The organism is Pseudomonas baetica (assembly GCF_002813455.1).
Taxonomy (GTDB): Bacteria; Pseudomonadota; Gammaproteobacteria; order Pseudomonadales; family Pseudomonadaceae; genus Aquipseudomonas; species Aquipseudomonas baetica.
Map to the genome: position 1 here is coordinate 4,487,317 of NZ_PHHE01000001.1, position 22,803 is coordinate 4,510,119.

Here is a 22,803-nt window from a genome sequence, read left to right on the forward strand (position 1 = left end):
CAAAGCTGCGGAGTTGCCATGTTGATCAAAGTCCCCAAAGCGTCCGATTGCCACGAGTCGGATGTCACGCCTGAAGCCATTTATCTCTCTCGCCGCCAATTATTGGGGGCCACTGCTGCCGGTATCGCCGTCAGCAGCCTGCCGCGCTGGGCCAATGCCGACGATGCGGCGCGGTATGCCGATGTCGAGCCGGGCAAGGCGCCTGCATGGTTCACCGAAAAGCTGCCCTCTACTAAATGGGGAGCAGTCAACGTCAAGGATGAGGCGATCACACCTTATAAAGACGCCACCCACTACAACAACTTCTATGAGTTCGGAACCGACAAGGGTGATCCGGCGGCGAATGCTGGCTCGCTGAAAACCGAACCCTGGAGTGTGGTGGTAGATGGGGAGGTGGGTAAGCCAGGGCGGTATGCGCTGGAAGACTTCATGAAACCGTATCAGTTGGAGGAGCGCATCTACCGCCTGCGCTGTGTTGAAGCGTGGTCGATGGTTATTCCGTGGATCGGCTTTCCTATTTCGGCGCTGCTCAAACAGGTCGAGCCGACCTCCAAAGCCAAGTACATCCGTTTCGAGACACTGCAGGATCCCAAAAGCATGCCGGGGCAGCGCTCTGGCTTTGCCTTGATCGAGTGGCCTTATGTAGAAGGCTTGCGCCTGGATGAGGCGATGAATCCTTTGGCGATTCTGGCGGTGGGCATGTATGGCCGCGAATTGCCTAATCAGAACGGCGCGCCGCTGCGTTTGGTGGTGCCATGGAAATATGGCTTCAAGAGCGTCAAATCCATCGTACGGATTAGTCTGGTCAGCGAGCAGCCGAAGACGACATGGCAGAGTATTGCGGCGGATGAATACGGGTTTTATGCGAACGTGAACCCTACGGTTGATCACCCGCGTTGGACGCAAGCACGGGAGCGCCGGTTACCGAACAGTCTGTTCAAGCCGAATGTGCGCGATACCCAGATGTTCAATGGCTACGCAGATGAAGTCGCTTCTTTATATACAGGGCTCGATCTGCGGAAGAACTACTGATGCGATATCCGTTATGGCGTGTAGGCGTTTTTATAGCGGCGGCGATTTGGCCGTTGCTTTGGTTTTATCAGGCTTTTGCCGAGTTGCTCGGCCCGGATCCGGGCAAGGTGCTGGTTGATCGGTTGGGACTCGGTACGTTGGTGCTGTTGCTGATCACGTTGAGCATGACCCCTCTACAGAAGCTGACCGGTTGGGCGGGGTGGATAGCAGTCCGTCGGCAGTTGGGACTTTGGTGTTTTGCCTATGTGGTTGTACATCTATGTAGCTACATGGCATTTATTCTGGGGTTCGATTGGTCCCAACTAGGGGTAGAGCTGCGTAAGCGGCCGTACATTATTGTCGGAGCGCTGGGTTTCCTAGGGTTGTTGGCATTGGCGGTGACGTCCAATCGCTACAGTCAGCGCCGGTTGGGTGTTCGCTGGAAGAAGTTACATCGGCTGGTGTACGTGATTTTGGGGCTGGGATTGCTGCATATGCTGTGGATCGTTCGGGCTGATCTCAAGGAATGGGCGATCTATGCCTTTATAGGCGGTCTGCTTCTGTTGCTGCGTATTCCTCCTGTTGCTCGTCGAATCCCGCGTTTATTGGCTAAAAAACAGATTCTGCAAGAAAAGCGAAATTAACGGTTGACGGCAGATTCTGGAAGTCTATAATTCGCCCCACTTCCGGCGCAGTCGAAACGGAAAACTCCTTGAGATTCAATGAGTTATACGGTTTTCGATAGCGGATTGCTTCAGTTCATCGAAGCCTGGAAGGAGTTGAAAGAGCGATAATGTTTGGCTCTTTTAACGGTTCGATCTTCTCGGTCGAAAGCGGAGAAAAAGAGGTGTTGACAGCAGCGTGTAACGCTGTAGAATTCGCCTCCCGCTAACGAGAGATCGGAAGCGCAAGTGGTTGAAGTTGTTGAAGAATTCTTCGAAAACTTCTGAAAATAATCACTTGACAGCAAATGAGGCTGCTGTAGAATGCGCGCCTCGGTTGAGACGAAAGATCTTAACCAACCGCTCTTTAACAACTGAATCAAGCAATTCGTGTGGGTGCTTGTGGAGTCAGACTGATGGTCAACAAGATTATCAGCATCACAAGTTACTCCGCGAGAAATCAAAGATGTAACCAACGATTGCTGAGCCAAGTTTAGGGTTTCTTAAAAACCCAAAGATGTTTGAACTGAAGAGTTTGATCATGGCTCAGATTGAACGCTGGCGGCAGGCCTAACACATGCAAGTCGAGCGGATGAAAGGAGCTTGCTCCTGGATTCAGCGGCGGACGGGTGAGTAATGCCTAGGAATCTGCCTGGTAGTGGGGGACAACGTTTCGAAAGGAACGCTAATACCGCATACGTCCTACGGGAGAAAGCAGGGGACCTTCGGGCCTTGCGCTATCAGATGAGCCTAGGTCGGATTAGCTAGTTGGTGAGGTAATGGCTCACCAAGGCGACGATCCGTAACTGGTCTGAGAGGATGATCAGTCACACTGGAACTGAGACACGGTCCAGACTCCTACGGGAGGCAGCAGTGGGGAATATTGGACAATGGGCGAAAGCCTGATCCAGCCATGCCGCGTGTGTGAAGAAGGTCTTCGGATTGTAAAGCACTTTAAGTTGGGAGGAAGGGCAGTAAATTAATACTTTGCTGTTTTGACGTTACCGACAGAATAAGCACCGGCTAACTCTGTGCCAGCAGCCGCGGTAATACAGAGGGTGCAAGCGTTAATCGGAATTACTGGGCGTAAAGCGCGCGTAGGTGGTTTGTTAAGTTGGATGTGAAATCCCCGGGCTCAACCTGGGAACTGCATTCAAAACTGACAAGCTAGAGTATGGTAGAGGGTGGTGGAATTTCCTGTGTAGCGGTGAAATGCGTAGATATAGGAAGGAACACCAGTGGCGAAGGCGACCACCTGGACTGATACTGACACTGAGGTGCGAAAGCGTGGGGAGCAAACAGGATTAGATACCCTGGTAGTCCACGCCGTAAACGATGTCAACTAGCCGTTGGGAGCCTTGAGCTCTTAGTGGCGCAGCTAACGCATTAAGTTGACCGCCTGGGGAGTACGGCCGCAAGGTTAAAACTCAAATGAATTGACGGGGGCCCGCACAAGCGGTGGAGCATGTGGTTTAATTCGAAGCAACGCGAAGAACCTTACCAGGCCTTGACATCCAATGAACTTTCCAGAGATGGATTGGTGCCTTCGGGAACATTGAGACAGGTGCTGCATGGCTGTCGTCAGCTCGTGTCGTGAGATGTTGGGTTAAGTCCCGTAACGAGCGCAACCCTTGTCCTTAGTTACCAGCACGTTATGGTGGGCACTCTAAGGAGACTGCCGGTGACAAACCGGAGGAAGGTGGGGATGACGTCAAGTCATCATGGCCCTTACGGCCTGGGCTACACACGTGCTACAATGGTCGGTACAAAGGGTTGCCAAGCCGCGAGGTGGAGCTAATCCCATAAAACCGATCGTAGTCCGGATCGCAGTCTGCAACTCGACTGCGTGAAGTCGGAATCGCTAGTAATCGCGAATCAGAATGTCGCGGTGAATACGTTCCCGGGCCTTGTACACACCGCCCGTCACACCATGGGAGTGGGTTGCACCAGAAGTAGCTAGTCTAACCTTCGGGAGGACGGTTACCACGGTGTGATTCATGACTGGGGTGAAGTCGTAACAAGGTAGCCGTAGGGGAACCTGCGGCTGGATCACCTCCTTAATCGACGACATCAGCTGCTGCATGAGCTCCCACACGAATTGCTTGATTCATTGAAGAAGACGAAAGAAGCAGCCTGTATCGGTTTGTAGCTGAGTTGGTTAGAGCGTACCCCATGCTTTGTGGTTAAGAGCAGGGTGAGGTCGGCCTTAGTAGCTCGAAATTGGGTCTGTAGCTCAGTTGGTTAGAGCGCACCCCTGATAAGGGTGAGGTCGGCAGTTCGAATCTGCCCAGACCCACCAATTTTGTGTGGGAAACGCCTGTAGAAATACGGGGCCATAGCTCAGCTGGGAGAGCGCCTGCCTTGCACGCAGGAGGTCAGCGGTTCGATCCCGCTTGGCTCCACCACTACTGCTTCTGAAGTATAAAGCTTAGAAATGAGCATTCCATCGATTCGATGGTGAATGTTGATTTCTAGTCTTTGACTAGTTCGTTCTTTAAAAATTTGGGTATGTGATAGAAAGATAGACTGAACGTTACTTTCACTGGTAACGGATCAGGCTAAGGTAAAATTTGTGAGTTCTCTTAATTGAGAAATTCGAATTTTCGGCGAATGTCGTCTTCACAGTATAACCAGATTGCTTGGGGTTATATGGTCAAGTGAAGAAGCGCATACGGTGGATGCCTTGGCAGTCAGAGGCGATGAAAGACGTGGTAGCCTGCGAAAAGCTTCGGGGAGTCGGCAAACAGACTTTGATCCGGAGATGTCTGAATGGGGGAACCCAGCCATCATAAGATGGTTATCTTGTACTGAATACATAGGTGCAAGAGGCGAACCAGGGGAACTGAAACATCTAAGTACCCTGAGGAAAAGAAATCAACCGAGATTCCCTTAGTAGTGGCGAGCGAACGGGGACTAGCCCTTAAGTGGCTTTGAGATTAGCGGAACGCTCTGGAAAGTGCGGCCATAGTGGGTGATAGCCCTGTACGCGAAAATCTCTTAGTCATGAAATCGAGTAGGACGGAGCACGAGAAACTTTGTCTGAATATGGGGGGACCATCCTCCAAGGCTAAATACTACTGACTGACCGATAGTGAACTAGTACCGTGAGGGAAAGGCGAAAAGAACCCCGGAGAGGGGAGTGAAATAGATCCTGAAACCGTATGCGTACAAGCAGTGGGAGCCCACTTTGTTGGGTGACTGCGTACCTTTTGTATAATGGGTCAGCGACTTATTTTCAGTGGCGAGCTTAACCGAATAGGGGAGGCGTAGCGAAAGCGAGTCTTAATAGGGCGTCTAGTCGCTGGGAATAGACCCGAAACCGGGCGATCTATCCATGGGCAGGTTGAAGGTTGGGTAACACTAACTGGAGGACCGAACCGACTACCGTTGAAAAGTTAGCGGATGACCTGTGGATCGGAGTGAAAGGCTAATCAAGCTCGGAGATAGCTGGTTCTCCTCGAAAGCTATTTAGGTAGCGCCTCATGTATCACTGTAGGGGGTAGAGCACTGTTTCGGCTAGGGGGTCATCCCGACTTACCAAACCGATGCAAACTCCGAATACCTACAAGTGCCGAGCATGGGAGACACACGGCGGGTGCTAACGTCCGTCGTGAAAAGGGAAACAACCCAGACCGTCAGCTAAGGTCCCAAAGTTATGGTTAAGTGGGAAACGATGTGGGAAGGCTTAGACAGCTAGGAGGTTGGCTTAGAAGCAGCCACCCTTTAAAGAAAGCGTAATAGCTCACTAGTCGAGTCGGCCTGCGCGGAAGATGTAACGGGGCTCAAACCATACACCGAAGCTACGGGTATCATCTTCGGATGATGCGGTAGAGGAGCGTTCTGTAAGCCTGTGAAGGTGAGTTGAGAAGCTTGCTGGAGGTATCAGAAGTGCGAATGCTGACATGAGTAACGACAATGGGTGTGAAAAACACCCACGCCGAAAGACCAAGGTTTCCTGCGCAACGTTAATCGACGCAGGGTTAGTCGGTCCCTAAGGCGAGGCTGAAAAGCGTAGTCGATGGAAAACAGGTTAATATTCCTGTACTTCTGGTTATTGCGATGGAGGGACGGAGAAGGCTAGGCCAGCTTGGCGTTGGTTGTCCAAGTTTAAGGTGGTAGGCTGAGATCTTAGGTAAATCCGGGATCTTAAGGCCGAGAGCTGATGACGAGTGTTCTTTTAGAACACGAAGTGGTTGATGCCATGCTTCCAAGAAAAGCTTCTAAGCTTCAGGTAACCAGGAACCGTACCCCAAACCGACACAGGTGGTTGGGTAGAGAATACCAAGGCGCTTGAGAGAACTCGGGTGAAGGAACTAGGCAAAATGGCACCGTAACTTCGGGAGAAGGTGCGCCGGTGAGGGTGAAGGACTTGCTCCGTAAGCTCATGCCGGTCGAAGATACCAGGCCGCTGCGACTGTTTATTAAAAACACAGCACTCTGCAAACACGAAAGTGGACGTATAGGGTGTGACGCCTGCCCGGTGCCGGAAGGTTAATTGATGGGGTTAGCTAACGCGAAGCTCTTGATCGAAGCCCCGGTAAACGGCGGCCGTAACTATAACGGTCCTAAGGTAGCGAAATTCCTTGTCGGGTAAGTTCCGACCTGCACGAATGGCGTAACGATGGCGGCGCTGTCTCCACCCGAGACTCAGTGAAATTGAAATCGCTGTGAAGATGCAGTGTATCCGCGGCTAGACGGAAAGACCCCGTGAACCTTTACTATAGCTTTGCACTGGACTTTGAATTTGCTTGTGTAGGATAGGTGGGAGGCTTTGAAGCGTGGACGCCAGTTCGCGTGGAGCCATCCTTGAAATACCACCCTGGCAACTTTGAGGTTCTAACTCAGGTCCGTTATCCGGATCGAGGACAGTGTATGGTGGGTAGTTTGACTGGGGCGGTCTCCTCCTAAAGAGTAACGGAGGAGTACGAAGGTGCGCTCAGACCGGTCGGAAATCGGTCGTAGAGTATAAAGGCAAAAGCGCGCTTGACTGCGAGACAGACACGTCGAGCAGGTACGAAAGTAGGTCTTAGTGATCCGGTGGTTCTGTATGGAAGGGCCATCGCTCAACGGATAAAAGGTACTCCGGGGATAACAGGCTGATACCGCCCAAGAGTTCATATCGACGGCGGTGTTTGGCACCTCGATGTCGGCTCATCACATCCTGGGGCTGAAGCCGGTCCCAAGGGTATGGCTGTTCGCCATTTAAAGTGGTACGCGAGCTGGGTTTAGAACGTCGTGAGACAGTTCGGTCCCTATCTGCCGTGGACGTTTGAGATTTGAGAGGGGCTGCTCCTAGTACGAGAGGACCGGAGTGGACGAACCTCTGGTGTTCCGGTTGTCACGCCAGTGGCATTGCCGGGTAGCTATGTTCGGGAAAGATAACCGCTGAAAGCATCTAAGCGGGAAACTTGCCTCAAGATGAGATCTCACTGGAACCTTGAGTTCCCTGAAGGGCCGTCGAAGACTACGACGTTGATAGGTTGGGTGTGTAAGCGCTGTGAGGCGTTGAGCTAACCAATACTAATTGCCCGTGAGGCTTGACCATATAACACCCAAGCAATTTGCGTCGAAGAGACCAGATTGCGGTGTGTGAAGACGAAACGAACCGAAAGTTCGATGTTCACAAAACACCGACAGCTGTCACATACCCAATTTGCTGAAGCGAGGCCATCAGGTCGCGACTCAGTACCCGAATTTCTTGACGACCATAGAGCGTTGGAACCACCTGATCCCATCCCGAACTCAGCAGTGAAACGATGCATCGCCGATGGTAGTGTGGGGTTTCCCCATGTGAGAGTAGGTCATCGTCAAGATTAAATTCCGAAACCCCAATTGCGAAAGCAATTGGGGTTTTGTTTTGCCTGTAGAAAAGTTTTTGCTTAGGCCGCGAACAAAATTGCACAGTTATTTTCATATCAGAACACTAGAATAGCCCCACCTTTTTCGGAGCCAGAGCCTTTATGTCAGAGTCGGTTGACGCCCCAGGGCTGTCAGATTTACCGCTGGAAGACTTGGTGGCCTGTCACGAGTGCGACCTGCTGATGCGCAAGCCAAAGCTTGCTCACGGCGAGAAAGCACTCTGCCCACGCTGCGGGTATGAGCTATACGCCCACCGCCATAACGTGGTGCAGCGCAGCCTTGCCTTGGTCATCGCGGCATTGTTGCTCTATGTACCGGCGAACTTTTTACCCATCATGCAGCTCAATCTACTCGGGCAATCGTCGCACGACACGGTCTGGAGTGGCGTTGTCGGTCTGTTCAACACCGATATGCAGGGTGTGTCGATCGTTGTGTTCCTGTGCAGCATGGCCATCCCGTTGATCAAATTGCTGTGCCAGTTGATCGTGTTGCTGACGATCCGCTTCAACATCGGCCGCAGCTATGGCCTATTGCTCTACCGCATTTACCACCACCTCAGAGACTGGGGAATGCTCGAGGTCTACCTCATGGGCGTCTTGGTGGCGATCGTCAAACTGGCGGACATGGCGGCCATCACCGTGGGCCTCGGACTGGTGTGTTTCATTGCTTTATTGTTGGTGCAGGTCTGGCTGGAAGTGGTGATGTCACCGCATCAGATCTGGCAGGCGTTATCTGGAGAGGATGCTCATGCGGGCGATTGATGCGGGCATTCTGATTTGCACCGAATGCCACGAATTGAACAGGCAGGAAGCGGACAGCGATGAGCAAACCTGCACGCGATGCGGTGCTCTGGTGCATGCTCGCCGCCCAAACAGTCTGGCCCGAACCTGGGCGCTGCTGATCACGGCAGCGATTATCTATATTCCGGCCAACGTACTGCCAATCATGACTGTCAGTTCTTTGGGGCAGGGTGATCCCAGCACGATCATGTCCGGCGTGATCCAGTTGGTGCAGCACGGCATGATTCCCATCGCAGCCGTGGTGTTCATCGCCAGCATTCTGGTGCCGACCTTCAAACTGGTCGGCATCGCACTGCTGTTGTTTTCAGTGCAACGACGCCAGCCGTTATCGGCTCGCCAGCGCATCTGGATGTACCGTTTCATCGAGTTCATTGGCCGTTGGTCGATGCTCGATATTTTTGTGATCGCCATTCTGGTGGCGGTCGTCAACTTCGGCCGGCTTGCCAGTGTCGAAGCCAATCTTGGCGCCATCGCTTTCGCCACTGTGGTGATTCTGACGATGCTTGCCGCAGTAACTTTCGATCCCCGACTGATTTGGGATAACACGGAGTCGGACGACGACCATGACTGATTTGCCCGTAGCGAAAACCCGACCGGCCTCGAACTGGTCTGCCATTTGGGTACTGCCTTTGATCGCACTGATCATCGGTGGCTGGCTTGGCTGGCGTGCCTATTCCGAAACCGGTATCGAGATCCAGGTTCGCTTTGAAAGCGGCGAAGGCATCCAGGCCAACAAGACCGAGGTCATGTACAAAGGCATGTCGGTCGGTAAGGTCAAGGCGCTCAAACTCGACGACGAGGGCAACTCCAAGGGAGTGATCGCCACGGTCGAGATGAACAAGGACGTCGGGCAGTACCTCAAGACCAGCACTCGCTTCTGGCTGGTCAAACCAAGCGTGACCTTGGCGGGTATTACCGGTCTGGAAACCCTGGTATCCGGCAACTACGTGGCCATCAGCCCCGGCGAAGGCGAGCCTGCGCGCAAGTTCAAGGCGTTGGCTGAGGAGCCGCCGCTCTCCGACGCCAAACCCGGTCTGCACCTGACGATCAAGGCTGATCGCCTCGGTTCACTGAACCGTGGCAGCCCGGTGTTCTACAAGCAGATCAAGGTCGGTCAGGTCAAAAGTTACGTGCTCTCGGAAGACCAAAGCACGGTTGAATTAAAGGTTTTCATCGAGCCGACCTACGCCAAACTGGTGCGTAAACACACACGTTTCTGGAACGCGAGCGGCATCAGCATCGACGCCAACCTGTCCGGCGTGAAGGTGCGCAGCGAGTCGCTTGCCAGCATCGTCGCCGGCGGTATTGCCTTCGCCACGCCAGAGAACCGCAAGGACAGCCCGCCGACCGATCCAAGCCTGCCATTCCGTCTCTATGAGGACTTTGATGCAGCCGCTGCCGGGATTCGGGTGAAGGTCAAACTCAGCGACTTCGAAGGTCTGCAGGCCGGCCGCACGCCGGTGATGTACAAAGGCATTCAGGTCGGCAACATGAAAGCGCTGAAAGTTGACCCGGATCTGAACAGCGCCACCGCCGAGCTCACCCTTGATCCATTGGCTGAGGACTATCTGGTCGACGGCACTCAGTTCTGGGTGGTTAAACCGTCGATTTCTCTGGCGGGAATCACCGGTCTGGAAGCGTTGGTGAAAGGTAACTACATCGCCGTACGCCCGGGCGACAAAGGTGCGGCACCGAAACGCGAATTCGAGGCCAGGCCAAAAGCGCCGCCGCTGGATCTGCGTTCGCCGGGCCTGCATCTGGTGCTGTTCACCGATGTCCTCGGCTCAATCGATGTCGGCAGCCCGATTCTGTACAAACAGGTCAAGGTCGGCTCGGTGCAAAGCTACCAGTTCTCCAAGACCAAGAAGCAATTGGTCATCGGTGTGCATATCGATAAGGAATACGAAAATCTGGTCAACGCCTCGACCCGTTTCTGGAATGTCAGCGGGATCACACTGACCGGTGGTTTGACCGGCGGGATTCAGGTGAAGAGCGAGTCGTTGCAGACCCTGATGGCCGGTGGCATTGCATTCGAAACGCCGCAGGCCAATGCCCCATTGCGCAAACGTATTCCGCGCTTCCGCTTGTTCGCCAACCATGACGAAGCGGATCGCAAAGGCACAGTGGTGACGATCAAGGTTGATCGCGCCGATGGCCTGCGTAGCGGCACGCCGGTACGCTTCAAGGGGCTGGATGTCGGCAAGATCGAAAGCGTTGATCTGTCTGACGACTTGCAATCTGTGTTGCTCACCGCGCGCATCACCGAAGTGCCGGAGAAAATCGCCCGGGTCGGCAGTCAGTTCTGGGTGGTCAAGCCGGAGCTGGGCCTGATGAAAACTTCGAATCTGGAAACGTTGGTGACCGGCCAATACCTGGAAGTGCAGCCGGCAGCGAAGAACCTCGGCCCGCAGAAGAACTTCGTGGCACTGGCCAATGCGCCGGAAGCGACCAAGCAAGAGGCGGGTTTGAGTCTGGTCTTGAGCGCTGCTCGCCGTGGCTCGCTGAAACCGGGCGTGCCGGTGACTTACCGTGAGATCACCGTGGGCAAGGTTACCGGTTATGAACTGGGCCAGACTGCCGACCGGGTGTTGGTGCACATTCTGATCGAGCCGAAATATGCGCCGTTGGTGCGTACGGGTAGCCGGTTCTGGAACACCAGTGGCGTGGGCTTCGACATCGGTCTGTTCAACGGCTTGACGGTACGCACGGAGTCGCTTGAAACGGCGATTCAGGGTGGGATTGCTTTCGCTACGCCGGATGGCGAGCGCATGGGTAATCCGGCGCGTCCTGAGCAGACGTTCCCGTTGTTCGACAAGTTCGAGGATGAGTGGCTGAACTGGGCGCCGAAGATTTCCCTTGGTAAGTAACCTTGCGGCGTCTGTAAGGATGCCTTCGCGAGCCTGCTCGCTCCCACAGTGGATGTGTGGCGTACACAAAATTGGGTTCCACACTGATCCCTGTGGGAGCGAGCCTGCTCGCGAAGAGGCCTAAAAATCAGCAAAAAAACCAAGCCATAAAAAGGGCCGCGATCCAGACAGATCGCGGCCCTTTTTATTGCCTTCAGTTAATGCCGATCAAACCGCATCCATCTCCGGTTCATCCGCATCAACATTCACGGTTGCCTTCACCACATCATGGCGACGGATGTACTTCCAGTCCGCTTCGTCGATGTAGATCCCCGCCGGGCCGCTGCCGCCTTCCAGGTCGATGGCGACACTGGCGCAGACTTGTGGCTTCACACTCGCCAGAATCGGCACAAAGCCCAGTTGCAGGCTGGTTTCCAGCAGGGCGGCCTGGTTCTTCTCGTCGATGTCCGCCGCCTCGTCGAGGTAGTACGGCAGACGCACGCGACCGGCCTGATCGCGATCCATCAAGTGCAGCAACAAGTACATGTTGGTCAGCGCCTTGATGGTCATGGTGGTGCCGTTGGACGCCGCGCCGTCGATGTCGGTGTGGATCACCGGCTGACCGTTGACCTTGGTGATCTCGAAGGCCAGTTCGAACAAGTCCTTGAGGCCAAGCTGGTTGTGGTTCGCCGCCACCAGCCGCGCCAGGTATTCCTTGGCCTCTTCGTTTTTGTTGTCCTGCTCGGCGCTCTGGCTCAGATCGAACACCGACAGGGTTTCGCCTTCTTCGTACTGACCGGCGCTGTGGATGATCTGGTCGATGTGCTTGAGCGCTTCCTTGTTCGGCGCCAGCACGATACGGAAGCTCTGCAGGTTGGAGACCTGACGCTTGTTGATCTCGCGGTTGAACAGCGCCAGTTGATGTTCAAGGCTGTCGTAGTCGCTGCGGATGTTGCGCAGCGTCCGGGCGATGTCGGTGACCGCCGCGCGTCGGGCCTTGCCCAGCGTCAGGGCTTCGTCGGTACGGTGCGCATAGGCGTTGATCAGCAGTGACAGACGGCGCTCCATGTCGTCTTCGCTGTCGAACTTGGCCACGCCTTTGAGGCGCACTTGCGCATATAGCGCTTCGATCTGGCCATCGGCGCGCAGCAGACCTTGCCAGCTGTCCTGATAGTCGTTGAGCAGCGGCAACAGGTTGTCCATCGAATCGTCGACCGGATCCATGAACGGCGTGCCGAACGGCAGATCCGCCGGCAACAGCTGACGGCGGCGCAAGGCGTCGTCGAGGGTGCGTTGCTTGGCTTCCATGTCGGCGATCTGCCGGCCGACCAGTTGCAGCTTGGCTGACAGTTGCTGGACACGCTCGGTGAACGCATCGCTGGAACGCTTGAGCTCGTCCTGGGCGCCTTCCATCTGCGCCAGTTGCTCAAGCTTGTCGCCTTCTTCGGCGCTCAGTGTCTGGGTACGGCGGAAGTCTTCCAACGCTTTCTGCGCATCCAGCACTTGCTGGTACAGCGCTTCGGTCTGGGTCTTGCTCGCGGCGCGGTCGGCAGCCACGGCTTGCTGGGTTTTCAGTTGCTTGAGTTCTTTTTCCAGACGCTCTTTCTGGTCTCGCAGCGCGGCGCGGTCGGCCAGCGCTTGCAGGGCCGGCGGCTCGATGTGCGAGATGTCGATCGACAGGCCCGGCACTTCGAAACGCTCACCCTTGAAACCATCAAGGATCAGCTCGACCGATTTCACCCACTCGCCATCTTCGTCGAGGGTGATGCCGTGTTCGCCCAGCGGCAGGCTGAACAGCGCACTGTTGAACAGGCGCATCAGGCGCTCGACGTCTTGCTGCGAGAATTCTTCGCGCAGGCGCGCATAGCTGTTGTTGTCAGCGTGATCGAGTTGCTGCTTCACCGACTTCAGGCGTTTTTCCAGATCGCGCAGACGCTCTTCCAGATCCTCGGCGCTGAACTGACGGGATTGTGCCAAGGCACCAGCGAGTTCGTCGTGGGCGTCTTTGGCGGCCAGCAATTGCTGTTCCAGCACTTTGACGTCGTCGACCAGCGCGAAGCGGTTTTTCAGTACCGACAGCTCGCCGAGCCAGCGCTGAATCCCGGAGATTTCCCGCTCCAGCCGCATCAGCTCTTGAGTGCCGCCGCGCTGATTGTTTTGCAGCGCGTCCTGCTCACCACGGTAGTGGTCGGCCTGGATGGTCAGCTCTTCCTTGCGCGCGCTGGCGTAGTCCGACCAGGTGCCGAGCAACGAGTCGAGCAGCGGCGACAGACGATGCAGTTTGCCGCGCAGCACGTCACGTTGTTTGACGCCATTGGCCAAGGCTTCGACCAGTGGGCCGGCAGCGACCAGCGAATTGTAGTCCTGCTCCATGCGACGCACGTCGCGGAAGGCTTCTTCGCACGCGGCGATGTAATCGACGCTGCCGGAACGCAGGCTGTGTTCGAAGGCATCAAGGAACAACTGCTTCAACTTGGCTGCGGTGATTTCGCGCATGTGCAGCAAGTTGATGAACAGCGCACGGAAGGTCTTCAGGCTCTGTTCGCTGGTGGAGCGCAGCGGGATCAGGGTCAGATCCAGTGGGATCGAGGTGTGACCGCCGACCAGCAAACGACGCAGTTCATCAGGCTTGAGTTCGTAGGCTTTCAGGCCTTCTTTCTCAAGGTTGCTGAACAGTTCTTTCTGACGCAGGCAGGTGTCGTTTTTCTGGTAGTGGGCCAGATCGAGTTTGCCGGCGTAGGCGAAGAACTGGTGACCGAAACCACCGCCCGGGCCACGACCGACTACACCGATCACGTGCGGGCCATGGGGCAGGTTTACTTCGACAAGGATGTAGCTGGTGTCGGAGGCGAAGTAGAAACGCCGCGATTGTTCGAGGCTGTACTTGCCGAAACTCATGTCCGACATGCGCGCCAGAATCGGGAACTGCAAGGCGTTGATCGACGCCGATTTACCGAGGTTGTTCGCGCCGTAAACCGACAACGGTTCTTCCAGCGGGAACAGGCCGAGGCTGTAACCGGCGGTGTTCAAAAGGGCAAAGCGGCGGATGCCGTAGCGTTCCTGGCTCATGCGTCGGACTCCTGTTCTTCGGCAATGGCGCGGGCCAGTGCGTCTTCTTCGCTTTCTTCGTCAAATTCCGAGAGGTCTAGCGGGTCGTCGGTTTCGAGGAATTTGGCTTCGGCGGCTTCGTCGATCAGCACCGGCGCCGGCAGCGGCAGAACGCTGTGCACACTGGCGGCCAGATCGCGGTCTTGCTGCACCGACAGGCACACGTCGAGGAAACGGTGCATTGGCGGCAGGAATCGATAGACCCCGTTTTCTTCGCCGGCGAAACCCAATTGAGTCATGCGGCGCATGATCTTTTCTTCGAGCTCTTCAACCGTCTGCACTTCGGCCTGAATGAACAGGTCGCGGTACTTCTCCAGCAGCGACGGCAATTCTTCGCGGCCGAGGCTGCCGCCGTCGAGCACGGCGATCGGGTCACGGCCCTGGTCGGCCAGGTGCTCGACGAGGATGAAGGTGAACAGCGCCAGACGCTGGGCCGTCTTGTTCACCGCCGCAGCGGCCATGTCCGGCACGAAGTAGTAGAAGCCACGGGTGTCGCAAACCAGTTCAAAACCCAGCGCCTTGAACAGCGTGCGGTACTGATCCTGGAAGTTCGACAGTTGCGCGTACAGCTCCGGATCGCGGCGGCTGACGTGGTAGCCCTTGAACAGCTCGCGGAAGATCGGCGCGAGTTGCGACAGTTCGGAAAGATCAAGATGCATTGGGGATGCTCGCAGAATTCTCGGCTGCGCTGTCGCTGGCCGAGAGCAGGGCGAAGGAGCGCAGGCTGACCTGGTGCTCGTGAGTGTGGTATTCGCGGCGTTCCAGACGCTCGCGCTTGAAGCGTTTTTCCCGCGACAGGCGCGAGAACCAGTAAAGCAATTCGTCAGTGGCGCCGTCCGGTTCCTGTTCCAGCAGCCAGACCATCAAGTCCGGCATCGGCAGGGCGTCTTCGCAGCGCTCGAGCATCTCGCGCACGGTGCGCGGCGCGCGAGGGGCATCGCCGCCCTTGTGCGTCTTGTGCGCCTTGGGGAAACGCGCCGGTTTCGGCTCGAAACGCGCCAACGCGTAGACGTAGGCTTCGACCTGACTGGCGCTGCCGAGGAAGGTGCTTTGCGGCCGGGTGAACAGTGGCATTGCGGCTTGTGGCACGGCGTCGATGCCTTTACGGCGAATTGCGGCCAGGGCCAGCGCGGCGCCACGGGTCACAGCATTGTGCCGGCGCGCTTCTTCACGCAGCGGCAGCAGCAGTTCGCGGGCGTGACGCAGGGTCAGCTGGGCGCTGGTCTGCATTTCGAGGATGCGCGCGTGGGTACGCAACAGCATGTCGTCATCGACCAGATGGCCGAGGCGCTGCTGTTCGCTGAGCATCTTCAGCAATACGGTTTCGACTTTGCGCACGCCTTGTTCGAAGGCGCCGTCGGCGTTGACCAGATCGATCATCGGCTCGACGTATTCGTCCCACGTCGCCAGCACTTCAGCGTATCGCTGACGCAGCGGAATCTGCCGGTCGCTGGTCTTTGCGCGTTCAGCCACGGCCACCAGCGCCTGTTCGTCGTTGTCGAGCTTCTTCAACACGTCGCGAACGCGCATGTCGAGAAGACGCAATTGGCGGGCGAGGTCGTTACCGTCGCGGACGTCGAACGCGTCCTGAATGTAGCCGGCCAGACGCTCGAGGTGGCGCAGATAGGCTTCGATTTCCAGGCACAGGCCCAGACGGTGTTCACGGCGCAGGTAGGCGAGGAAGTCGTGAATCTGCGCGTTGAGCTCGAAACGGTTCGGGCTTTTTGCCACGGGCACCAGAATATCGAGGCGAATCCACACGTCGAGCAGGCTGGTGATGTCCTGCGGCGTGCTGTCCAGTTGTTGGGCGGCCAGTTGCGTGCGCAGTTCGTTGAGGCTCAGGGTGCCTTGGTCGAAGTGCTCGCACAGTGGCTCCAGAAGTGCCCAGTGTTCAGCGAGGGCGCGCAAGACGCGCTTGGGTTCGATCATCGGAATGGCCGGCTGGTTGGCGATTAAAAGCCGCGATTGTACTGCATCACGAAGGATGCGATTCACTCTAGGGACGGGCTGTCGCATTTTCTAAGGTAGAGAGCTCAGGCCAAGGCTATCGATCAACAGCAAGCGATCTTGAGCGAAGGGCGGTAGAATCAGCGCACTTTCAGTTATCCACAAGTGGCCGACCTTTGCTTATCGAGTCCCGCCGCCGCGCCTATTTGAACGCCATGCAGGTGGTCAATTGGCTGCCGCGCACCGAATTGCCCTTCGCCGCCCCGTCGCGGCCCGAGCTGCTGGACATGCCCGAGCCTGAGGTTGAGGTGCCGGTGGTGCTGGCTCTGCAGGCCGAAGCCCCGGTGCAGGCGGCTGCCGCACGCCCGACCGAGCGGCCGAAGATCGAGGTGCCGCGCCCATCGCTGGCGAGCACCCGCACCGGCGCCAAACCGGTGGAAGAGGTCGACGATACACCGGTGGTCGCCAAGCCGGCGCCGGTTCCGCCACCGCGTTTCGCCCTGCAATTGCTGCGTGCCGGGCGTTGTCTGCTGCTGGTCGAGTTACCCACAGGCGAACCGTTCCAGAGTCGCGACCCCGCTTATCTGTTGCTTAAAGACATGTTGCGCGCCGCCGGTCTGCCGGATGCGCCGCAGATCGTCGGCGAGCCGGTGCGCTGGCCGTGGTTGAATCGCGGCACCATGGATCAGGGGCCGGAAGCGGCGCGCGACTTTGTGCAGGGTTTCCTATCGGTGCAAATGGAAGCGGCGCCGTGTGCCTGCCTGTGGCTGATCGGCCTGCCGGCTGTGCGTTTTGCCGGTGAAGCGGACGCCGAAGCGTTCAATCGTGAATTGCAGATCGAAGGTCTGGGCTCGGCCTGGGCCCTCCCAGGTCTGGAATTGTTAATGGAAGAGCCACAGCGCAAGGCCGCTGTGTGGCAAGCCATGCGTCGGCTGATGGCGCGCTGGAAAGAATCGAATGAGTGAAGCTGTATCGTTCCGCCCGATGACCGAGGCGGACCTGGACGCGGTATTGAAGATTGAATACGCCGCGTACAGCCATCCCTGGACCCGCGGGATTTTTCTCGACGGGCTGGGCAAATACCAGATATGGCTGATGTTCGAAGGCCAGCAGCAGGTCGGCCATGGCGTGGTGCAGATCATTCTTGATGAGGCGCATCTGCTCAATATCACCGTGAAGCCGGAGAATCAGGGACGTGGACTAGGGCTTACGTTGCTCGAACATCTGATGTCGCGGGCGTATGCCGCCGAGGCTCGCGAGTGTTTCCTCGAAGTGCGCGACAGCAATACCGCCGCGTTCAAGCTGTATGAGCGTTATGGCTTCAATGAGATTGGCCGGCGTCGGGATTATTATCCGGCGGTGGGCGGTCGTGAAGATGCGGTGGTCATGGCCTGCACCTTGGTTGACTGAACCTCTTTAAAAGCTTCGCGAGCAAGCCCGCTCCCACATTGGAATTGGGTCGTTCACAAACATTGTGATCAACATAAAACCTATGTGGGAGCGGGCTTGCTCGCGAAAGCGTCCTGTCAGGCAACAATGATCAGCGGTTGCCATCCAGCGGATCGCGCCTAGCCAGTTCCGCCTCATCCAGCCCATTACCACCACCAATGTCATCCTCATCGACAATGCTCAAATCCCAATCCGCCTGATTACCTTCACCGGCTTCCTCGGCATCCCGCGCACCGTCTTCATGAATCAGCGTTTCCGGGCTCATGTCATCGTCAGTCGGCTCATGATCGGCAACTGAAGCCCCGGTCATCCCCGCCTCACGCACACGATCCTCTGGCATCAACTGCTCGCGTTCGCGTTCGGGCAATTCATCACCGATCTTCGCGCTGGGCTGTTCGTCGTCGAAATCCAGCTCATGCACCGAACCCATGCGGTCTTCGTTATCATCGATGGGTTCCGGTTGCACCGCGTCAAAAGGGCGTCGTGAATCAGTCATGGCAAATCCTCATACTGTGGGCCTTACTAGGTGGACTCACCGGGCACCCGAGAATTCCAATGAAATCACTTGCGGTTCTGGCGTGACCTCGACGGACGGTTGTCTGTCAAAGCAGCGCATCTTTCTTGAGGCCTTACAGCATGCATGACTTACAAGACCTGATTGATAACAACGAGCGTTGGGCTGACGCGATCACCAAGGAAGACCCGGATTTCTTCGCCAAGCTGGCGCGTCAGCAAACCCCCGAGTATCTGTGGATCGGCTGTTCCGACGCACGGGTTCCGGCCAACGAGATCGTCGGCATGCTGCCGGGCGATCTGTTCGTACACCGCAACGTCGCCAACGTGGTACTGCACACTGACCTCAACTGCCTGTCGGTGATCCAGTACGCGGTTGATGTGCTCAAGGTCAAACATATCCTTGTCACCGGCCACTACGGTTGCGGCGGTGTGCGTGCGTCGATGCAGGATCGTCAGTTCGGTCTGATCGACGGCTGGCTGCGCTCGATCCGCGATCTGTACTACGAAAAACGTGAAGAGCTGGCCAAGCTGCCAACCGAAGAAGAACAGGTCGACCGCCTGTGCGAGCTCAACGTCGTCCAGCAAGTGGCCAACGTCGCCCACACCAGCATCATCCAGAATGCCTGGCATCGCGGGCAGAGCCTGTCGATCCACGGTTGCATCTATGGCATCAAGGACGGTCGCTGGAAAAGCCTGAACACGACCATCAGCGGTTTTGAACAGTTGCCGCCGCAATACCGTTTGCGCCCGGTCGGGGCGGTGTAATCAGCTGATCAGCGCGAACAGGGTCGCCGCCAGCGCTGCAAAAAGCCCTGGCCTACGCTGTTGGGGGGTTCGTCATATCCCATGATCCAGCCTCGACAGCGCGGCGACCCGCAATGACAGGCGAACTGGTGTACCAGTTTTTCTTCGGTTGCGGCGTAGTCCATGGTCAGACGTTCGCCTTGGTGAATATCCTTAAGTGCCCACAACCACAGCTCGCTCAAGTCGAGATACACGTTGGGCTCACAGGCGTGTTGAATCAGCCCAAAAAACCTCGGGTCATAGAGGTGGATGCCCGAGTGCATCTGGCGCGTTTGCCGACATCGATACGGCAGCAGTTGTCCGGAAACCCGGCACATCCGGCTGGTGCGCGGAAACGCCCGCAGCGCTTCAACTGCAATCGCATGGCCTTGCTCGTCGGAAATGATTTTGTAGTCCTCGCGGGACGGAAATCCGAGACGAACCGGCAGGCCGGCGCAGCGGTAGATCCCGTGGGTATCGCGTTCAGGTTGCCCTGACAGTACATGAGTATTCATAACCATCCTTGTCACCAAGGTGTTGCGACTTCCGCACGCTGACATCCAGTCAGTCCTGCAACACATTCCTGGATCCAATCCTGCGTTATAACTACCGAGTGGTCTACTGTCATATCTGACAGGTGTAATGGCCGCTTTCCCGTGTCAGTGATATCTGACACGGGAATCGAACGCGCTTGATTACAGGGGCGTTACAGGCGCGGCGGGTGGCGGCAAGGGTTCCTTGAGTTGTTGTAGCTGTGCCTTGATCGGTGTGGATGCACATTGGGTGGCCGCGTCGGACGAGCTGGTGTTACGTATCGAGGTGTAGAACAGCTCGCAGGTTTTGTTTTTCTGCGTAACTTGCCAAGTCTGCGTGCATTGATTGAGCGTGACCTGCGGATCGCTGCCGGGTTTGCTGCCCATCGCCGCCTGCCAGCAGGCGGCGCTTAAATCCTGGCCCATCACTTTCAGACCTGCCGCGTCGGCCAGGGCCTGAGCATTGTCGCCGGTGTAAGTCTTGGGGTCGGCGGCATACCAGATGTAGCTCGGGTGGTTGGAGCCCAACACCGGTACTTTCATCCCTTCGCTCGGGCTGATGGTGGCCAGGCCCAGTACGTTCACGGTTGCCCCGTATTGCTGCTTGATCCAGTTGCGCACCGGGGTACCGAAGGCAACCATCGGCAGCGCAGAGCCGTTGCTGCTCTGACTGACCTGCTTGACCATGGTGGTCTGGTAATCCTTGAAATAGTCATAAACGCCTTCCAGATCGCTGCCGGCGCTTGCCGGTGCTGCGATCGGAGCGATGTCGATGATGGTCTGGAACGCCGGCGTCTGGTCAGGCGCAATGCCGTTGTCGGTGAGCAAAGCGGCCCAGCGGTCGGTGGTGTTGGAACGCAGATAGTCTTGCGCCTGAGTCAGCGAGTAATCCGGGGGGAAGTGCAGCAGTTCGACACTTTTGCGGTTTTCCAGGGCCATGCCCAGCGGCAGGAACAGGTACCAGCTATAAGCCCATTTGCCATCGGCGTTGAGTTTGCTAGCGCCGTGGTAGGCCAGATCCCCGGCGTCCAGCAGTGCTGTCAGCGGTTTGTCATAGCCCTTGGGCACACCGGTGATTTCGGCGTAGAGCTGGTCGTTATCGGTTTTCACCAAAACCTTGGCATCGGTATAGCCGTCGCGTTGCACGCTCTGACTCAGATAATGGGCGACCGTCTGTTCCAGCGACCAGTTGCGATAGCAGATCACGCTGCAGTTGTTGGGATAGGCGAAGAGGCGGGTGACGCGTTCGGTGCTGCCCAGTTTCAGGTCGACATCAGCGTGGGCGACCGCGCTCAGCGTGAGCGCGGTGACGGCCCATGTTACGGGGGCAAGTCCTGCGATGTTGAACATGCTCAGATCCTTTTCAGCGTGGTTCCCGCGGAGCGGGGGCGCCTCATAGTGGATCAGCCGTGTTGCACAGAGAAGCCGTCATTCGCAGATTTTTACGTGCCCCGGCAGAACGCCTCCTCAGGCTTGAAAATGCAGGGCGTTGGTCAAATCGCCCAGCGGTTGCTGGCCGCGGGCGCGCATCGCCTCATCACGTTGCCTGAGGCCAGTGAGGGTCTCAAGCTGGAACACATGGGTGATCAACCGCAGGATCGACGCTGTGTCGTAGATTGTGTGATCCACCGTGCCCTGGCGCGCAAACGGTGACACGACCAATGCCGGCACGCGCGAACCCGGTCCCCAGCGGTCACCTTTGGGCGGCGCGACGTGATCCCACCAACCGCCGTTTTCATCGACGGTGACGACCACCACCATGTTTTTCCACTGCGGACTTTCTCGCAGTACTTTCAGGGCGCGGACGATATGCCGGTCACCGGAGGCGACGTCGGCATAACCGGCGTGCATGTTCAGGTTGCCCTGAGGTTTGTAGAAGGTCACGGCGGGCAGCTTGCCGGCCTCGGCGTCGGCGAAGAATTTGTTAGTCGTCGACTCGTCGCCCAAGCCGGCATCGCGCAGGCGTTTGCTGCGCTCGACAGGATTCTGCGGGCCTTGCTGCTGGAAGTAGTTGAGGGGTTGGTGGTGGTACTGGAAGTTCGGAATCTTCGGAATGCCGCCGGAATCCTTGTACTGATCCAGCGTTGCCTGCCAGGCGCCGGCGTACCAGGCCCAGTCGACGTTCTTCTTCGACAGCTTGTCGCCGATGTGCTCGTGGGTTTGCGGCACTAACACGTTGGGCAGATCGGGTTTGGAGTACGCCGGACGCTCCGGGTCACGAATCCAAGTTGGCCAATAGGGCGGGGCGAGGGTGTTGACCGCGAAACCGTCCGGCGTCAGCGCGCTCGGGCCGAACTGCGGGGGGCCGGTCATGGCGCTGGCGGGTGATTGCTCCAGCGGTTTGAGCCGTGGATCGGCCGGGTCGTCGCTTTGCAGCGCAGCGATTTGGCTCTTGGCTATCGAATTGGCAGCGTCCGGATAGAACGGTGCGGTGGCGCTGATCAGATACTGGTGGTTAAGGAACGAGCCACCAAAGGCGCCCTGGAAGAAGTTGTCGCACAGCACGAACTCCTTTGCGACGTCCCACAGCCGCAGGGAATAACGGCTTTGTGTGTAATGACCCATGGTCAAACCGCCGGCATCGGCCCACGCGACAAAACCGTCGTTCTTGCCACCGTTGATCTGCATCTGGTTTTGATAGAACACATGCCACAAGTCACGGGTCACCAGACCGAACGGCAAGTCTTCACCGTTCGGGCCTTTGAGGGCGAAAGGTGCGTTGGGCAGGTTTTCCTGAAACTGCGTGGCGTTGGGATAGGTCACGCCATCGAGGGTTTGCGGGCCGATCTGCAACACACCGCCCCAGGCTGGCGGCAGGGTTTGCAGCAGGCTGCCGTCGCGGTCGCGCTGTTGATAGTCAGCAGGCTTGAGCGCTGACAGCGGCTTTTCGACACCGGGGAAATCACCGAACAGGTTATTGAAGCTGCGATTTTCGGCGTAGATCACCACCACGGTTTTCACCTGATCACGCAGAGCCTTGTCCAGTTCGGTGGGGGACAGTAGGCGCTCGGCCGGTTTACCCGATTGATCGCCAGCGTTACTGCAGCCGCCCAGCGTAGCGCCAACGCCAAGTACCGCGACGCCACCGAGAAAGCGGCGGCGACTGGTGTCGGTTGGGGTATCGGATTCTGCTGAGGAGGGGTCTTTGCTGTCTGTATCGTCGTTCATGTCGCGCCCGTTTTTGCTTAAATGTTTCAGTATGTTTCGGTCGGACGCTAACAAGGGAGTGTGACGCAGGGATGACAGATTTGAATGCGCCGAGAATGAAGTGTGGGAGCCAACCTGCTGG

15 protein-coding genes, 2 tRNA genes and 3 rRNA genes are annotated in these 22,803 nt (G+C 57.1%); 13 read left to right on the forward strand and 7 right to left on the reverse strand.

Going from position 1 to position 22,803, the window contains the following annotated elements; all coding sequences use genetic code 11:
• The first annotated feature begins 18 nt into the window (after window positions 1-18).
• The 10 genes from msrP (at window position 19) to ATI02_RS20830 (ending at window position 11,199) form a co-directional block, all read left to right on the forward strand.
• Window positions 19-1,032: a protein-methionine-sulfoxide reductase catalytic subunit MsrP gene (gene msrP, locus ATI02_RS20780; protein WP_100847207.1), complete on the forward strand. Its 1,014-nt coding sequence runs from the start codon at window positions 19-21 to the stop codon at window positions 1,030-1,032.
• Entirely contained in the window at window positions 1,032-1,655 is a 624-nt protein-coding gene (gene msrQ, locus ATI02_RS20785) for a protein-methionine-sulfoxide reductase heme-binding subunit MsrQ (protein ID WP_100847208.1), read from the forward strand. The genes msrP and msrQ overlap by 1 nt, the downstream gene beginning before the upstream one ends.
• 541 nt (window positions 1,656-2,196) lie before the next feature.
• Window positions 2,197-3,733, forward strand: a 16S ribosomal RNA gene (locus ATI02_RS20795).
• Window positions 3,734-3,895: 162 nt separating this feature from the next.
• A tRNA-Ile gene (locus ATI02_RS20800) sits at window positions 3,896-3,972 on the forward strand.
• Between the two features lie 30 nt (window positions 3,973-4,002).
• Window positions 4,003-4,078, forward strand: a tRNA-Ala gene (locus ATI02_RS20805).
• A 246-nt stretch (window positions 4,079-4,324) separates the two neighbouring features.
• Window positions 4,325-7,218, forward strand: a 23S ribosomal RNA gene (locus ATI02_RS20810).
• A gap of 152 nt (window positions 7,219-7,370) precedes the next feature.
• A 5S ribosomal RNA gene (gene rrf / locus ATI02_RS20815) occupies window positions 7,371-7,486 on the forward strand.
• The 16S, 23S and 5S rRNA genes sit together here with 2 tRNA genes alongside, the layout of an rRNA operon.
• A gap of 147 nt (window positions 7,487-7,633) precedes the next feature.
• The gene (locus ATI02_RS20820; protein ID WP_095190647.1) at window positions 7,634-8,293 is read left to right on the forward strand and encodes a paraquat-inducible protein A; all 660 of its coding nucleotides are present in this window, start codon (window positions 7,634-7,636) and stop codon (window positions 8,291-8,293) included.
• Window positions 8,280-8,903, forward strand: coding sequence for a paraquat-inducible protein A (locus tag ATI02_RS20825; protein WP_095190646.1), 624 nt, complete (start codon window positions 8,280-8,282; stop codon window positions 8,901-8,903). The genes ATI02_RS20820 and ATI02_RS20825 overlap by 14 nt, the downstream gene beginning before the upstream one ends.
• Window positions 8,896-11,199, forward strand: a complete 2,304-nt coding sequence (locus ATI02_RS20830; RefSeq protein ID WP_095190645.1) for a PqiB family protein — start codon at window positions 8,896-8,898, stop codon at window positions 11,197-11,199. Before ATI02_RS20825 ends, ATI02_RS20830 begins: the two co-directional genes overlap by 8 nt.
• 207 nt (window positions 11,200-11,406) lie before the next feature.
• Here ATI02_RS20830 and mksF read toward each other — a convergent pair whose 3' ends face one another.
• Genes mksF through mksB form a run of 3 tightly spaced genes read right to left on the reverse strand, consistent with a single transcriptional unit; the run spans window position 11,407 to window position 16,215 of the window.
• Window positions 11,407-14,247 carry an Mks condensin complex protein MksF gene (gene mksF / locus ATI02_RS20835; RefSeq protein WP_100847209.1) on the reverse strand — a complete coding sequence of 947 codons (2,841 nt, stop codon included), beginning with the start codon at window positions 14,245-14,247 and terminating at the stop codon, window positions 11,407-11,409.
• The gene (gene mksE, locus ATI02_RS20840; protein ID WP_053123840.1) at window positions 14,244-14,945 is read right to left on the reverse strand and encodes an Mks condensin complex protein MksE; all 702 of its coding nucleotides are present in this window, start codon (window positions 14,943-14,945) and stop codon (window positions 14,244-14,246) included. Before mksE ends, mksF begins: the two co-directional genes overlap by 4 nt.
• Window positions 14,935-16,215: an Mks condensin complex protein MksB gene (gene mksB / locus ATI02_RS20845; RefSeq protein ID WP_167394886.1), complete on the reverse strand. Its 1,281-nt coding sequence runs from the start codon at window positions 16,213-16,215 to the stop codon at window positions 14,935-14,937. The genes mksE and mksB overlap by 11 nt, the downstream gene beginning before the upstream one ends.
• Before the next feature lie 233 nt (window positions 16,216-16,448).
• On the opposite strand from mksB, the gene ATI02_RS20850 reads away from it, so the two are divergent.
• The gene (locus tag ATI02_RS20850) at window positions 16,449-17,198 is read left to right on the forward strand and encodes an energy transducer TonB (protein ID WP_100847210.1); all 750 of its coding nucleotides are present in this window, start codon (window positions 16,449-16,451) and stop codon (window positions 17,196-17,198) included.
• Entirely contained in the window at window positions 17,191-17,643 is a 453-nt protein-coding gene (rimI, locus tag ATI02_RS20855) for a ribosomal protein S18-alanine N-acetyltransferase (protein WP_007961522.1), read from the forward strand. The genes ATI02_RS20850 and rimI overlap by 8 nt, the downstream gene beginning before the upstream one ends.
• 130 nt (window positions 17,644-17,773) lie before the next feature.
• Here rimI and ATI02_RS20860 read toward each other — a convergent pair whose 3' ends face one another.
• Window positions 17,774-18,178 (reverse strand): serine kinase/phosphatase, encoded by a 405-nt coding sequence (locus ATI02_RS20860; protein WP_100847211.1) that lies wholly within the window; start codon window positions 18,176-18,178, stop codon window positions 17,774-17,776.
• Between the two features lie 140 nt (window positions 18,179-18,318).
• On the opposite strand from ATI02_RS20860, the gene can reads away from it, so the two are divergent.
• Window positions 18,319-18,963: a carbonate dehydratase gene (gene can, locus ATI02_RS20865; protein WP_095190641.1), complete on the forward strand. Its 645-nt coding sequence runs from the start codon at window positions 18,319-18,321 to the stop codon at window positions 18,961-18,963.
• A gap of 8 nt (window positions 18,964-18,971) precedes the next feature.
• On the opposite strand, the gene ATI02_RS20870 is transcribed toward can, so the two are convergent.
• The 3 genes from ATI02_RS20870 to ATI02_RS20880 form a co-directional block, all read right to left on the reverse strand.
• A complete protein-coding gene (locus ATI02_RS20870) occupies window positions 18,972-19,496 on the reverse strand; it encodes an SET domain-containing protein-lysine N-methyltransferase (protein WP_095190640.1) in 525 nt (174 codons plus the stop codon).
• A gap of 180 nt (window positions 19,497-19,676) precedes the next feature.
• Window positions 19,677-20,864 (reverse strand): hypothetical protein, encoded by a 1,188-nt coding sequence (locus ATI02_RS20875; protein ID WP_100847212.1) that lies wholly within the window; start codon window positions 20,862-20,864, stop codon window positions 19,677-19,679.
• Between the two features lie 117 nt (window positions 20,865-20,981).
• Window positions 20,982-22,682, reverse strand: a complete 1,701-nt coding sequence (locus tag ATI02_RS20880; protein WP_095190638.1) for an acid phosphatase — start codon at window positions 22,680-22,682, stop codon at window positions 20,982-20,984.
• Window positions 22,683-22,803 lie beyond the last annotated feature (121 nt).